The 13564-nt window shown below is 66.1% G+C and carries 13 protein-coding genes and 1 pseudogene; 8 read left to right on the plus strand and 6 right to left on the minus strand.

Features of this window, described 5'->3' with window-relative positions; translation table 11 throughout:
* Nucleotides 1-200 precede the first annotated feature (200 nt).
* Nucleotides 201-1175 (plus strand): glycosyltransferase family 9 protein, encoded by a 975-nt coding sequence (locus FREUN1FDRAFT_RS11310; protein ID WP_369809787.1) that lies wholly within the window; start codon nt 201-203, stop codon nt 1173-1175.
* A gap of 17 nt (nt 1176-1192) precedes the next feature.
* On the opposite strand, the gene FREUN1FDRAFT_RS11315 is transcribed toward FREUN1FDRAFT_RS11310, so the two are convergent.
* Nucleotides 1193-1387 (minus strand): DUF2795 domain-containing protein, encoded by a 195-nt coding sequence (locus FREUN1FDRAFT_RS11315; RefSeq protein WP_006540167.1) that lies wholly within the window; start codon nt 1385-1387, stop codon nt 1193-1195.
* A gap of 95 nt (nt 1388-1482) precedes the next feature.
* Here FREUN1FDRAFT_RS11315 and FREUN1FDRAFT_RS11320 point away from each other — a divergent pair, with 95 nt between their 5' ends.
* A complete protein-coding gene (locus tag FREUN1FDRAFT_RS11320; RefSeq protein ID WP_035951299.1) occupies nt 1483-1782 on the plus strand; it encodes a hypothetical protein in 300 nt (99 codons plus the stop codon).
* Nucleotides 1783-2018: 236 nt separating this feature from the next.
* Here FREUN1FDRAFT_RS11320 and FREUN1FDRAFT_RS11325 read toward each other — a convergent pair.
* The 4 genes and pseudogenes from FREUN1FDRAFT_RS11325 to FREUN1FDRAFT_RS11340 form a co-directional block, all read right to left on the minus strand.
* Nucleotides 2019-2246: pseudogene (locus FREUN1FDRAFT_RS11325) on the minus strand (transposase); the annotation flags it as partial.
* Between the two features lie 223 nt (nt 2247-2469).
* A complete protein-coding gene (locus FREUN1FDRAFT_RS11330; RefSeq protein WP_006540170.1) occupies nt 2470-3816 on the minus strand; it encodes an ABC transporter substrate-binding protein in 1347 nt (448 codons plus the stop codon).
* A 335-nt stretch (nt 3817-4151) separates the two neighbouring features.
* Complete coding sequence (locus tag FREUN1FDRAFT_RS11335; RefSeq protein WP_006540171.1) at nt 4152-5351, minus strand: cytochrome P450; 1200 nt, start codon at nt 5349-5351, stop codon at nt 4152-4154.
* Nucleotides 5352-5548: 197 nt separating this feature from the next.
* Nucleotides 5549-6349 (minus strand): class II aldolase/adducin family protein, encoded by an 801-nt coding sequence (locus FREUN1FDRAFT_RS11340; protein WP_006540172.1) that lies wholly within the window; start codon nt 6347-6349, stop codon nt 5549-5551.
* Between the two features lie 332 nt (nt 6350-6681).
* Here FREUN1FDRAFT_RS11340 and FREUN1FDRAFT_RS11345 point away from each other — a divergent pair, with 332 nt between their 5' ends.
* Nucleotides 6682-7059: a VOC family protein gene (locus FREUN1FDRAFT_RS11345; RefSeq protein ID WP_006540173.1), complete on the plus strand. Its 378-nt coding sequence runs from the start codon at nt 6682-6684 to the stop codon at nt 7057-7059.
* Here FREUN1FDRAFT_RS11345 and FREUN1FDRAFT_RS11350 read toward each other — a convergent pair.
* Nucleotides 7056-7685 carry a TetR family transcriptional regulator gene (locus FREUN1FDRAFT_RS11350; RefSeq protein WP_006540174.1) on the minus strand — a complete coding sequence of 210 codons (630 nt, stop codon included), beginning with the start codon at nt 7683-7685 and terminating at the stop codon, nt 7056-7058. The genes FREUN1FDRAFT_RS11345 and FREUN1FDRAFT_RS11350 overlap by 4 nt on opposite strands.
* 300 nt (nt 7686-7985) lie before the next feature.
* On the opposite strand from FREUN1FDRAFT_RS11350, the gene FREUN1FDRAFT_RS39675 reads away from it, so the two are divergent.
* The 5 genes from FREUN1FDRAFT_RS39675 to FREUN1FDRAFT_RS11375 are packed head-to-tail and all read left to right on the plus strand — an operon-like array spanning nt 7986 to nt 13491.
* Entirely contained in the window at nt 7986-9356 is a 1371-nt protein-coding gene (locus FREUN1FDRAFT_RS39675) for an amidohydrolase family protein (RefSeq protein ID WP_006540175.1), read from the plus strand.
* A 33-nt stretch (nt 9357-9389) separates the two neighbouring features.
* Entirely contained in the window at nt 9390-10247 is an 858-nt protein-coding gene (locus FREUN1FDRAFT_RS11360) for a phytanoyl-CoA dioxygenase family protein (RefSeq protein ID WP_006540176.1), read from the plus strand.
* Between the two features lie 11 nt (nt 10248-10258).
* Entirely contained in the window at nt 10259-10819 is a 561-nt protein-coding gene (locus tag FREUN1FDRAFT_RS11365) for a VOC family protein (protein ID WP_006540177.1), read from the plus strand.
* The gene (locus FREUN1FDRAFT_RS11370; protein WP_006540178.1) at nt 10819-12474 is read left to right on the plus strand and encodes a class I adenylate-forming enzyme family protein; all 1656 of its coding nucleotides are present in this window, start codon (nt 10819-10821) and stop codon (nt 12472-12474) included. Before FREUN1FDRAFT_RS11365 ends, FREUN1FDRAFT_RS11370 begins: the two co-directional genes overlap by 1 nt.
* Before the next feature lie 42 nt (nt 12475-12516).
* On the plus strand, nt 12517-13491 hold the full coding sequence (locus FREUN1FDRAFT_RS11375) for an enoyl-CoA hydratase/isomerase family protein (protein ID WP_006540179.1): 975 nt from the start codon (nt 12517-12519) through the stop codon (nt 13489-13491).
* Nucleotides 13492-13564 lie beyond the last annotated feature (73 nt).

Raw genomic sequence — 13564 nt, forward strand, 5'->3', positions numbered from 1 at the left:
GTGCGGCGGGCACCCGGCGTGCGGCGGGCACCGTCGTGGCCCTGCGCGCCCTGGGCCTGGGGGATCTGCTCACCGCTCTTCCCGCGCTGCGCGCCCTGCGCCGCCACCTGACGTCCGAGCTGCCCGGACACCGTCTCCTGCTCGCCGGACCAGCCTGGCTCGAACCCGTGGCCAGGCTCTCCGGGGCCGTCGACGGACTCGTGCCGACAGATCCACTCGGGCCGGTGGCGGTAGCGGCACCCACACTGGCGGTGAACCTGCACGGGCGAGGACCCGAGTCGACCGAGGCGCTGCGGCGGACCAGGCCAGCCGCCCTGTGGGCCTTCGATCTGCCCGGCGAGTGCCCCTGGGAGCCACCGAACCTCGCACAGGCAGGCAGCACCACAGCGGATCCCGGAAGCGTCGCCACCGGCCACAGCCGCACCTTTTCCGCCGGCACAGCGACTTCCGCCGGCACAGCGACCGGATACGTGCCTGGGCCGGGCAGCGAGCATGAGGTGTCGCGGTGGTGCCGGCTGCTGGCGGCGCACGGGGTGACTTGTGACCCCACGGAGCTCGGGCTTCCGGTGCCGCCCGGGTTGCCGCCGGTGTGCGGGTGGGCGCGGGACCCGACCGCCGACCGTGGCGCCGGAGGCGGGGAAACCCAGGGTCGCGGGAGCGAGCCTGGCCCGACCGTCGTCCATCCAGGCGGAGCGGCTCCCGCCCGGCGGTGGCCCGAGCTCCGATGGGCGGCCGTGGCCAGGCAGCTCGCCCATGACGGCCACCAGATCGTGCTCACAGGTTCCTCGGCGGAACACGGCCTCGCCCTGCGGGTGGCCACGGCCGCCGGACTTCCACCCTCCACCGTGCTGGCCGGGAGGCTGGACCTCGTCGCGCTCTGCGCGCTCGTCGCGCGAGCTCGCCTGGTGCTCAGCGCCGACACCGGAGTCGCGCACCTCGCCACCGCCTACCGCAGACCGTCCGTGGTGCTGTTCGGGCCCGTCTCGCCGGCCGAGTGGGGACCGCCCCCCGACCAGCCGAAGCATCGCGCCCTGTGGGCCGGGCAACACAGTGATCCCCGGGGCGGGTTTCCCGCCCCGGGGCTGCTCGCCCTCACTGTCGATCAGGTTCTGCGCGAAGTCACGCTCCTGAAGCAGGGCGCGTGCCCCGCGCGATGGAAGGCACGTGCTTCATGATGCGGACATCCTGCGGATCAAGATATAGAAACGTGGCTGACTTCCTGCGAGACGGCGTTCGGGCCGTCGTAGGACCGATCGGTGATGTGCTCCAGTGCGGCCACCACCTCCCTGGAAGCGCCCTTCTGGCGGGCCGCCTCGACGAGAGTGCGCCGGTCGGCCGGGTAGTCGATGCCCTTGAGGAACTTCTGAACCTCGATTGGATTGGCCATAACGGCAGGGTCACCGCCCACGAGCAGGCAAAACCCGAGGAGAGGCCATGACATCGGCCAGGTCGAGGCCAGGTCGACGGCCAGTTCGACCCTGCGTGACGTCCGATCTCCGCCAGACCAGCAACTCCCAGCTCTACCTCAAGCGAGCCGAGGAGGCCCTCGCCGAGGTGGACCTGAGCGGCCTTAGCAACGCCGAGCTGATCGCCTACGCGCAGGCCACGGCGTCGATCGCGGCGGCCGGCTCGCTTCTGCGCATCGACGAGGATTCCCGGATGTCTACGCTGCGGCGCACTCGGTGCTCCGGCACCTGGGCTGAGCCTGTTGTTCGCGCCGAGCCGAGCGGTCCGGACGGCGGGCTTCCGCGCGACGTCGTGCTGTCGCGGGCGCCCGCCTGACCGAGGCCCACGCCGCCGGCGGCCTGGATGGCTCGGCCTCGTACACCGCCGCAGGCGCGGAAGGGCCTGGCCCGCGGGGTGCAGTCCCCGCAGGCCGGGATGGTGCCGACCGGGCTGGAATGCTGATTCGCACCGCCCACGCTTCGCACCGCCCGCGCGCATCGCCTGAGCTTCATGAATCAAACGGCCTACGCCTCGAGCTCAGAACCGCTTGCGGGGCTGAGCCAAGATGATCCTCCGACGGCGAGCAGGCAGTGCACGTTGATCACACGGCCGCCCTCGCGGACCTTCATCGGCAACGCGTCGGCCTGCACGAACCGGTACGGACCGGCGTCCAACGGCCGGGACCGGAACGCCTCGACCTGGCCGTCGAGATGCTTCGCCAGCTCGGACACTTGCGACTTCGAGATGTGCGCCACCCCGAGCTGCTCGACGAGTTTGTCGACACGGCGGGTCGACACTCCGAGCTGCTACGCCACCGTCGGCGCGGCGCTCGCGCTGCGCGCCAATGCCGAGAAGCTCGGCGTCGACCTCTATCTGTACTCCGCTCGGGGTCCTTCCCCCGGGCCAGGACCACCGGCTCCGCCACCGCTACGGCTCGTGACCAAGGCTCATCCCTGCCGGACGTCCCGTGGCCGCTGGCCGGCGGGGCCGCCGGCCAGCGATTCCACGTCAACTACCTGCGGTCTAGTCGAAGGATGTCAGGGTCGGTTCGCTCCAGTCGCGGTTCTCGTTCGACCAGCAGACGAACGGCTTCGCCGCTGTTCCGCCCACCATGTTGAACTTGCCTCCCCTGACCTGCACAAAGCTCACGCATTCCTGGACGGGGCCGTGCGAGGTCGGGTCGTCCTGGGTCGCGCTCTCGTGCATCCGGGTCCAGTCGATGGGCGGCACCAGACCACCCGCGGTGAAGTCAGTGATCTTGTTCGTCGCGTCGGTTACGCTCTGCCGGGTGAACGAGGGTCCAGCCGCCAGGATCCCCTGGTAGGCAATGTCCGCGTCGATCCAGCCGACCATGGCGACCTCACTGACCTCCGCGCCGCTCTTGGCCATCCACTTCTGGAAGTCGGCGAGGGCACTGTCACCCGCCTCCGCCTGGAAGGGCCGGAAGGCGACCTGCACGATGTCGCCTTCGAACAGGTCGCCGGCCTTCTGTACGAACTTCTCCTCGTAGGTGTTCGGGTGGAGGATCTTCACGTCCGCCAGGCCCTGGCGCTTCAGCTCCTGCGCGAGGGTCTTCTGACCGTTCAGATCGAAGCAGCTCACGATCATGTCGACGCGCGCGCGCTTCATCGCCGACACTTCGGGGCCGACGCCGTTGGGAAGACCGAACGCGAGCGTGTCGTTGAAGTACGACACCTGCTGGCCGGTGTCCGGGGCGTACAGGTTGATCGAGTCCCGGGCGGACTGGGCGCACCGCTTCGAAGAGTCGGAGATGCCGTAGCCCAGGGCCGCGATATGCGTCGCGCCGACGAGCTTGGCGCTGTAGGGGTAGTAGCGGGCGGTGCACTCGAGGCACGTGACGCCGATATTGCCCCAGACGTTGTCGTGGCCGGCCATCGCGGCGGGTTGGATGGCCCACACGTACTGGGGAACGCCCGCCTTCGCCAGATCGCCCCACCCGGTGGGAAGCTGGGCGGCGCTGAACGTGCCGAACGTGTCGTCCGCGGTGATGATCTGCAGCGCGCCCTGCTGGTTCCGACCAAGCTGATCGTCGATCTTCCTCGTCAGTTTCAGCTGCCGGCCGTGAACACCGCCTTCGCTGTTACGGAAGGCGAAGTAGGCCTCGATCCCCTGGGCGAAGCATTCGTAGATGCAGGCTCCGGTCGGGTTGTTCGTCTTGGTCGCGAGCATCGAGAAACTGATGGCGTTGGCGGTCACGCCTGGCGCCCCGTTCGCCGGAGCCGGTCCCGTGGTGGCGCCGTTCTCGGCCGAGTCTCCACCGCCCGAGTTCGAACAGGCCGCAACCAGCGCGAGCGCCAGCGCGACCAGGAATACCGGCAACCGACCTACACCGGCGTGTAATCGCTTCATGAGAATCTGGTGGCCCTTCGGATCGGGCGCCTGAGAACTCCGTCTCCGAGCGCCAGCTACCTCTGACGGTAAACGGTGATCTCAGGCTGCGATTCAGAGCCGAGCGGGAAAACCAAGCCCGATAACAACGGTGACCTTAGTACCCTGAACCAGAACTAGGCGACCCTTGATCGAAAAGTCAGGTTCTCGGCCAGAGACCCGAAGTCGGCAGACCACATTTTTTCAGTCCACCAAAATTCCTCGGCCCAGCCCGGAGCCGCTATCAGCAGCCTTGCCGCAACCTGAGGTCCGGGTGACAACGCGGAAACGTTACCACGGAAGCGACGTATTAACCTTCACGGGAGGTGGACCGGCAGCGTCGCCCAGCCGCGTACCTGGGAAGAGTCGAGCTTTGCCTTGTCCATGTCGGGCTCCCAGTCCGGGAAGCGTTTGAGGATCTCTTCGACGGCGATACGGGCCTCGAGGCGAGCGAGGGCCGCTCCGAGGCAGAAGTGGTTGCCTCGGCCAAAGGTCAGGTGGCGACCGATCTTGCGGTGGATGTCAAAGCGGTCACCATCTGGCGGAAAGACCCGTTCGTCGCGGTTCGCCGACCCCATGAGCAGCATCAGAACGCTGCCCTCGGGCATAGTCTGGCCGTGGATCTCGACGTCCCGGGTGACGTACCGGCACGCTTGCAGTGCAGCCGGCTGCAGGCGCAGGATCTCTTCCACCGCGTTGGGAATCAGCTCGGGATTCGCGACGAGCTCTCGCCGTTGGTCAGGGGCGTCGCCGAGGATCTTGCCGGACCAGCCGATGGTCCGATTCGTAGTCTCGTTGCCGGCCGTGGCCAGTACATTGATGAAGATGAGAAGCTCGTCACGAGTCAGGCGGCGGATCGTGCCCTTCTCGTCCTCGAACTCAGCGTTTATCAGTGCCGTCATCAGGTCATCGGACGGGTTCTTCACCCGCCAGTCGATGTATTGCGTGAAGAACGTCCCGTCGGCGAACTGGTCGTCGTTGAACTCGCCGGGCTCCCCTTCCTCTCGCCGCAGCTTCTCGTCTTGGTGGACCCTGATCTCCTCCTGATCCTGCTCCGGGATGCCCAGCAGCATCCCGATCACCCGCATGGGCATCTTTGCCCCGAGGTCGGCAACAAAGTCAAGCTGTCGGGAGCCCACCAGCGGGTCGAGTACCTGGGCGCAGAAGTCGCGGATCCGACCCTCGAGGGCGGCCATCTTCCGCGGGGTGAAGATTCCGGTAAGGACGCCGCGATGCACGGGGTGCATCGGCGGGTCCTCGAAAATGAAAACCCCTGACGGGAGGTCCATGTTCGCTTTGATCAACTCAAGAATATTTCCGCGGGCGGAGCTGAAGGTGGCAACGTCCACGAAGGCCTTGTCTACATCGTCGAACCTGCTGAGCGCATAGAAATCATGCTTCTCGTTGTAGTACAGCGGCTGCTCGTCCCGCATACGACGGAAGATCGGGAAGGGGTCGACCTGGAGTGCCGGCTCATACGGGTCATAGTAGATCTCCGGTTGTTGTGTGATTGTCACAGCTTCGTCTCCTCGACAGGATGCTTTATCAACGTGCCCAACATGGCACGAGATGCCACGGGTCGTCCAGAATTAATGTTGTCGGCTAGCGCCGTCGCCGGCTTCGGCGGCCTCGGCAGCGGACAACCTGAATTGGATCCTTTGGAGCAGGCCGCGGATTGCGGTGGGCGGTCTGGAGTTCGCCGGCCGAACAAGGCCTAGTCAAGTAGATCGGGCTGCTCCTTGACGATGTGCTGGTAGTACGCTTCGAACCCCCAGCGTGCCAGGGTCTCGCCGCCGACCTGCCTGGCTGTGCGCTTGGCCGTCACGTCGTCGAGCAGCCGCAGCTTTCCTGCCGCCTGTGCGACGAGCTGCACCTGGGCGGCCCGCTCGGCAGCGATGAACCAGTACGCCGCCGACTCCACGGTGGTGCCGACGGTCAGCAGTCCGTGATTGGCGAGGATCACCAGCTTGCCCGGGCCGAGTGCGCTGGCGATGCGCCGGCCCTCGTTGGTGCTGAGGACCACGCCGGTGAAGTCGTCGAAGATCGAATGTTCCTGATGGAACGCGCAGGCGTCTTGCGTGATCGGATACAGCGGCTCGCCGAGCACGGACAGTGCCTTGCCGTAGCGAGAATGAGTGTGCGCGGCGGCAACCACCTCCGGCCGGGCCGTGTGGACTTCCGAGTGGATCGCGAACGCCGCGGTGTTCAACGGCGGCCGCCCCTCCACGATCTCACCCTCGGCATTCACCAGAAGCAGACTCGAAACGCTGATCCGGCGGAAGTCAACCCCGAAGCGGTTCACCCAGAAGTGGTCGGTCAACTCCGGGTCGCGGGCGGTGATATGTCCTGCGAGGCCTTCGCCGTATCCGAGCTGGCCAAAGATCCTGTAGGCGCCGGCGAGCCGCTGCTTGCGGTGCAGTCGCTCCTGTTCAAGGGTGCGCGCCGGCTCGGGACGAGGCCACTGGCCGTCGATCGCAGGCGACACGAGCGCGCCGTCTAGCGGGGCAGCTGTCATGGCGAATGCCTCCGGTGGCACTTTGCAGGTCGGGACGAGCTGAGCCGGCTGCGGTCGAAAGTGGCAACGCGCTGGACCACAAGGCGGCTGTGGATCTTGTCGAGCGCGACGCGTGCCTTGCGGAGCGCAAACGCCGCTCCGGTCCAGCGGTGGATGCCACGTCCGGCGGTGAGGAGGAGGCAGCAGCACGGCACTGCATGCCACCCCTCGGGGAGGCAGGTCCGGAGCGTGGCATCCTGTGGGGCCTCTATCAGCAGTGAAGGGAATTGCGATCTCTGGACAACGATGGCACGCAGTGCCATCGTTGTCCAGAGATCGCAAGAGAGGTCCTGATGCCTGCATACATCGTTCTCGATAGCCAAGATCCAGTACGTCTCGCCGACTTCTATGGCGCACTCCAAGGAGTCGAGACGCTGCTGACCTACGACGAGGGGCGGTATCACGCGATGGCGCCGAACCGCGAGGGTCTGATGATCGTCCTGCAGCGGGTCCCCGAGGCCAAGGCGGGCAAGAACCGAGCGCATTTCGACCTCGTCGTCGACGACCTCGAGGCCGAGACGGAGCGAGTCCTCGCGCTGGGCGGGACGTGGATCGAGCCTGGGAAGACGCACGAGCTGGAGACCTTCTCCTGGCGATGCATGGCCGACCCGGAAGGCAACGAGTTCTGCCTTTACCTCCTGCCAGCGGGCATGAGCAACGATGCCTCCTAGCTGCCTTTGAACGACTCCCGGTCCAGTCGCCAACTGGACCGGGTGGTAGCAATGTCCAGCTCCGCGAGCGTGCGCGCCATGCGAAACGCGCGACGCACGAGCTCATTCAGATCAGCGGAGGCGTCACGCAGCCAACGCTCGTAGGCGGCGTTCGCGGCACCCAGTGAGACATGACCGATGAGCTGCGGCCCCAGTGCATCCTCTGGTTCGTCGAGCCGGCGTGCGGCGTACCGTGCGATCACAGCCAGCCATTCGGCGTTTCGGAGCGAGGCGTTCGCCTTCAGCGCGGGAGTGAGCAGGATCAGCTCCATGCGCTGTCGATGGGCGACCGGGCCGTCAGTGTTCGCCCGGTTGAAACGCATCACCCCCTCGGCAATGGCATCGAACATGGGTCGATCATCTGGCACCGACGCGAACCAGTCATCGAGTTCCTTCAGGAGCCCGGCGAAGTTTCCGAACAGGATGTCGTTTTTCGACGCGAAGTACCGGAAGAAGGTTCGCCGTGAGACGCCGGCCGCATTGGCGATCTCCTCGACCGTGACGTCCTGGAAGCCGCGCGCGGCGATCATCTCCAGGGCGGCTTTCTCGATGGCCTCGACCGATGTCTGTTGGGGTGTGGGGGTCACAGAGCTCTTCCGTCTCGCGCCACAGCCCGGGTCCTCGCCACACGAGCGAGGGCGGTCCGTGAGCAGGGTCTTCCTATCATCGCGCGACACCGAGGGCCCCTAGCCGGCCGCGCGTTCTCACCCAGTGTCGTATCCGTCATATGCCAGGAAGATTCTATCCTTCAGGGCTGGCACGCAGTGCCATCCAGATCTACGTAGCTCGGCTGCGATCTTGCCAACTGGCAGGCGTGAGGTCGCGGCCGAGCTGGCACTGAGTGTCATTTCGCACTACAGTGTTCTCAACCGGGCGGAAGGAGCGTCATGCCGCAGGTCGCATCCGAACAGAGTGAGCGCTACATCGTGGTGTCGACTGACAGCCACGTCGGCCCGTCGGTCGCGGGTCAGTTGCGGGACTACTGCGAGGCGAAGCACCTCGATGACTTCGATCGGTTCGTCGCGGAGATGGAGGGCCATGGACTGCTCTCGTGGCGGTCGTCGGAGGCCGCGAAGCCCGGCGAGGAGGAGAGCTGGTCGCTCGGTAGGTCCCGCGCGGAGCTGGGCAAGGAGCAGGCCGCCGCGTTCGGCAAGGTCGCGGGGATCCGCAACGCCGACCAGGTCGACCGGGGTTTTCTTCAGCGAAGCTACGAGGCTAGTCTGGTTCCAGGTTTGCAGAATCATGCCGCGCGCATCGCCGACATGGACAGGGCGGGCACCGCGGCGTCCGTTATCTACCATGGAGGCCTCAACGGCCAGTCCATCCCGTTCTCGACCACCGGCCTGATCTCCTGGGGGAACTCCAGCTACAACCACCTCGAGCCAGCCGGTGTCCGGATCTACAACCGGTGGCTCGCCGATTTCGTCTCCGAGTCCCCAGAACGCCATGCTGGCATCGCGCACATACCGATTTCCGACCCGGAAGCCTGCGTGCGTGAAGTCGAGTGGGCGGCCGCAGCAGGTCTGAAAGGGATCAACCTGCCGGCGCCTCGCAGCGACCTGCCGATGCTCAATGACCCCGTCTGGGAACCGCTCTGGGCGGTGTCTGAGGAGACGGGGCTCTCGCTCAACACGCATGGTGGCGGTGGGGAGCATTACCCCTACAAGGGCCCCGGCGCCCAGTCCATGTACATGATGGAAACTACTTGGCGTACCCGCCGGGGGGTCTGGGTGATGATCCTCGCTGGCGTCTTCGCCCGGCATCCCACACTGAAACTCGTGATGACCGAACAGTGGATGGACTGGGCGCCACAGGTCATGGCCGACATGGACGGCCTCTACTCCGGGCCCGGTGGATCGGCGCTGCGTGCGACATTGCCCGAGAGGCCCTCCACGTACTTCCACCGCAACTGCTTCATCGGCGCGAGCTTCATGGCCAACTGGGAAGCGAAGTTCGGCGTCGAACACAACCTCGTGGCGAACACGATGTGGGGAGACGACTACCCGCACGCCGAAGGTACCTGGCCTCACACCCGGGAGGCGATGCGGTCGACGTTCTGGGACATCGACCCAGAGCACACCCGCCGCTATCTCGGTGACACGGCGATCGAGGTCTACGGTCTCGACCGCGCCAAGCTGCGGGCGGTCGCGGACCGCATCGGCCCAACGCCCGACGAGATCGCCAACCCATTTACTCCCGCTGAGGACGAAGCCGTCGGCCTATACGCATTCCGCGAAGGCCCGGGAATCTTCGCCTAGACGACCAGACGCGCGCACGCTGAGGAGATCGAGATGACTGCAAACCCGGCGACTTCACCGTCACCGCCATGCCGGTCGGTGACGGAAGAGGAGATCGATCATCTTCGCGAGTTCGGCTGGGTCAAGCTGAAGCGCTTCGTGGATCCGCAGTACCTGCGCTCGATGCTCGATCTTGCCCGTGAGGTGATGGGAGAGGACGCCGACAGCAACCCCATCTCCCCTGTCCTGGAAGCTGCCGTCACCGAGGGCAAGCCCGGTCTCTCGTACTTCAACGCCCAGCGCAGCTTCGGTCTGGCCCACCCCGTGCTGCGCCCGCTGATCTTCGAAATCGGCAGGAGCGCGAAGCTGCTGCAGCGACGGCGCAGCGCGGACGGGGCCGGCGTCGACGTCCGCTACTACTCGGACTTTTTCGTACCTAAGCTACCCGCGGCGAAGGCCGCGCGCCACGGCGGCAACGGGCCTACCGCCTATCACCAGGACTTCATCACCTTCGCCGTCGACCGATCCGGCGGCATGACCTTCTGGATCCCGCTGGAGCCCTGTGGGCCGCCCGCGGGAACGATGTCATTCGTCAGCGGCTCCCACCGCGAAGGCGTACTGGGCGATTACACCTGCTACGGCGACGGAGACGCCCTGGACGTCTTCCCCGAACTCCGCCGGCTTGAGATGTCCGAGCATATGACCTATGAGCTCGGCGACATCACCGTCCACACCCACCTGACCATCCACGGCAGCGGGCCCAATATGACCGACCGCCCCCGGTGGACCTACCTCCTCGTCACACAGCCGGCTGACGCCTGCTGGAACGGCTCGCCCTGCCCGAACTTCGACTCAAGCGATATGACGCCCTGGCAGCCGTTCGGTGGCGGACGTTTCCCGGTCATCAGCTGAAAGGGAAGCCAGTGATCCCTGCCCTCTTAACCAACCGCAGTTTCATGCAGGTGTGCTGGGTCGTGCCCGACCTCCATGCGGCCATTGACGCATGGGTCGGGTCCGCCGGCGTCGGTCCGTTCTTCTGGTTCGACGGGGTGGCGTTCGCGGACGGCCACCACCGCGGTGAGCCAGCGGCCTTCCCCGCGGTCAGAGCCGCGATCGCCTACGCCGGCGACCTCCAGGTCGAGCTTGTGTGTCAGGACAACGACGATCCTGGCGTGTTTCGAGACGTATTCCGCCGGGGTGAGGGCGGCGTGCACCACCTGGCCATCACCTGCACCGACTACGAAGCCGAGCGCGACGCCTACCTCGCAGCAGGAGCCGTCCTGGCCTTCGAAGGGGTCACTGGCACGAGCCGTACGTGCTGGATCGACACCAGCCCAACCTTGGGATTCATGATCGAACTTTTGGAGCCGAGCGAGACGCGAGAGGCCTGGTTCTCGACCATGCGCGCGGCTGCGCGTACCTGGGACGGCTCCGACGCCATTGTCGTTCCCGGTGCGGGGACTACTGAGATCGCCCGACACTGATGCATCCGACCGATCACACCGCGACTTTTCCAGCTCTGCTCGCCGAGATGGTCGCGTCGCGCAGCGAACACCCGGCAGTGATCCACGGCGAGGAGGTGCTGACCTATCGTCAGCTGGAGCGCCGGTCAGGCGAGATGGCGCGGGCGTTGCTCGCCAGCGGCGTCGGCAAGGGCACTCGGATCGCTCTGCTCGCACCCGATGGCGCCCTGTGGCTGACCACCTTCTACGCGGCGCTGCGGATCGGGGCCCTAGTTACTCCGATCAGCACGCTGACGACGCCTCCGGAGCTGGCTCACATCCTGCGGACCAGCGATGCGCAGATTCTGATCGGCGCGCGCCGTTTCCTGCGCCGCGACTTCGCCAAGAACCTGACCGCGGCGCTTCCAGGGCTGGCCGCTGGTACCGCGGGTGCGCTCCGTCTGCAGTGCGCCCCGCACCTGCGCTCCGTGTGGCTCCAGGACGGTGACGGGCTCTCCTGGGCTGCGCCGGTCAGCGATCTACTCGCGCGCGCCGCGCTGCCCGGCGCTCCTGATGACGATCTGCTCGCGGCCGTGGAGCGTGAGGTCTCGCCCGCCGACGACGCGCTCGTCGTCTATACCTCGGGGAGCACCGCGACTCCCAAGGCCGTGGTTCACGGGCAGTGGGCGGTAGCGTGCCAGCCGCGGGCTCTCGCCCGGTACTTCCTGCTGACCGACGCGGACCGTACCCTGTGCCTGCTTCCCGCCTTCTGGATGGGGGGTATCGCAGCCGCGCTACAGGTCCTGAGTACCGGCGGGACGCTGATCTATCCGCGCTCGCCCGACATCGCGGACGCCATCGAGATGATCGAGCGGCACAGCGTCACCTATGTCGTCGTCTGGCATGTGCTGCCGAGGCTGCGAGCGGCCGCTGTCGCCCGGGGCATCGACGTCGACGCGATCCGCGGCATGGGCGGGCCACCTCGTCGGGAGAACGGTGAACTCATTCCCCCGGGCCTGCGTGCCAACCTGCTCGGGATGTCCGAAAGCTTCTCCATGCACAGCGCCGAACCCATCAACCAGCGCATGCCCGATGACAAGACCGGCTCCTGTGGGCGTGGTGTGAACGGGATAGAGCGGCGGGTTGTCAGCCCGGACACCGGCGTTGAGGTTCCCCCCGGCGAGGTGGGCGAGCTTCAGCTGCGCGGGGGCGCGTTGATGACCGGCTTCTACAAAGTCGAACGGCGCACGGTGTTCACGGCCGACGGGTTCTACCCCACCAAAGACCTGGTGCGCATCGACGCGGATGGCTACGCCTACTTCGTCGGCCGCACCGGAGACATGATCAAGACGAATTCGGCAAATGTGTCCCGCCTTGAGGTGGAAGCGGCGCTGCGCGCGCTGCCCGAGGTGGACGTGGCGTTGGTCGCGGGCCTCCCGGATCCGGAGTTCGGCGAGATCGTCGTCGCGGCGGTCGTCCCGGCACCGGACACGAACCCGACAGCCGAGGGTATCCGCGCGACGCTGCGTGAACGGTTGTCCAGCTTCAAGATCCCACGACGCGTCGTGTTTATCACGCACAATGACGTCCCCCTTACGGAGACAGGAAAAGTCCGGCTGTCCGAGCTCAGGGAAATCATCCCATCCTGGTTCTCGGAGCCACCGCGGGTGGACCGAGACACAGCAGAGATTCACTGATCGTCACCGATCTGAGTTCCACGAGTCACAGGAGCAACGCACATGGCTGAGGCAACGGGGCGTCCTTCCGCCGAGGAGATCGTGTTGTACGAGAAAGACCCGGACACACGTATCGCCACGATCACCCTGGACCGCGCTGACGAGCTCAACGCCATGACGATCGACGCCCAGCACCGCTACGCCGACCTGATCCGGCAGGCCGGCATCGACGACGAAGTCAAGGTGCTAGTCATCCGGGCTAACGGACCCAACCTGGGTAGCGGCGCTGACCTACCGGAGCTGATGGACATCATGGCTCGCCGCGGCGACGTCACGATGAAGCACATTGTTCGGATCCCCGAGGACGCCGACGTCGAGTACCCGCGGACGGGCACTTATCGCTACGGGGCGTCGAACGTGCAGTTCTACACGGATCCGAGCGCCGGGATGCGAAGCCTTCAGGATTTCAAGAAGATCAGCATCCTCGAGGTCCGCGGCTACTGTTACGGCTGGCACTTCTACCAGGCAGCCGATGCCGATATCGTCATCTCCGCCGAGGACGCCCTGTTCGGCCACGCCGCGTTCCGCTACGCCGGATTCGCGGCCCGACAGTGGCAGTGGTGCTCGATGATGGGTATTCGCAAGTTCATGGAGATGGTCTTCACCGGCCGGCCGTTCACCGCCAAGGAGATGTACGACTGCGACTTCGTCAACGCCGTCGTGCCGTTCGACGAGCTCGAGGCGATGACGGCCAAGTACGCGCTCGCGTGCGCACGCTCACGGCCGACCGACACGGTGTTCGTCCAGAAGACCTTCTTCGAAATCTTCAAACAGCACCAGGGTGAATACATGGGCAGCATCCTTTCCGGGCTTCTGGAGTCGACCGGGCGCCTGCTGCGACCCGACGGTGAAGGGCTTGAAATCAACCGGGAGACCCTCGACCGCGGGCTAACGGGCGCCGTCCGCGACAATGACGAGCGCTTTCCACCCGAGTGGCGCCTCAGCCGGCGCGGCCGCGGCGACGCCCCGCAGGTGTGAAATGGTCGTCCTCGCGAATGCTCGTATCTTCGACGGTCACACGATGCGCCCGGGCATGAGCTCGGTCGTGGTG

The sequence above is a fragment of the Parafrankia sp. EUN1f genome (assembly GCF_000177675.1).
Lineage (GTDB): Bacteria > Actinomycetota > Actinomycetes > Frankiales > Frankiaceae > Parafrankia.

Excerpts from the sequence above, each read along its gene's own strand:
- FREUN1FDRAFT_RS11315 (WP_006540167.1), bottom strand. The coding sequence starts at position 1,387 with ATGGCCAATCCAATCGAGGTTCAGAAGTTCCTCAAGGGCATCGACTAC.
- FREUN1FDRAFT_RS11330 (WP_006540170.1), bottom strand. The coding sequence starts at position 3,816 with ATGAAGCGATTACACGCCGGTGTAGGTCGGTTGCCGGTATTCCTGGTC.
- FREUN1FDRAFT_RS11340 (WP_006540172.1), bottom strand. The coding sequence starts at position 6,349 with ATGACAGCTGCCCCGCTAGACGGCGCGCTCGTGTCGCCTGCGATCGAC.
- FREUN1FDRAFT_RS11345 (WP_006540173.1), top strand. The coding sequence starts at position 6,682 with ATGCCTGCATACATCGTTCTCGATAGCCAAGATCCAGTACGTCTCGCC.
- FREUN1FDRAFT_RS39675 (WP_006540175.1), top strand. The coding sequence starts at position 7,986 with ATGCCGCAGGTCGCATCCGAACAGAGTGAGCGCTACATCGTGGTGTCG.
- FREUN1FDRAFT_RS11360 (WP_006540176.1), top strand. The coding sequence starts at position 9,390 with ATGACTGCAAACCCGGCGACTTCACCGTCACCGCCATGCCGGTCGGTG.
- FREUN1FDRAFT_RS11370 (WP_006540178.1), top strand. The coding sequence starts at position 10,819 with ATGCATCCGACCGATCACACCGCGACTTTTCCAGCTCTGCTCGCCGAG.
- FREUN1FDRAFT_RS11375 (WP_006540179.1), top strand. The coding sequence starts at position 12,517 with ATGGCTGAGGCAACGGGGCGTCCTTCCGCCGAGGAGATCGTGTTGTAC.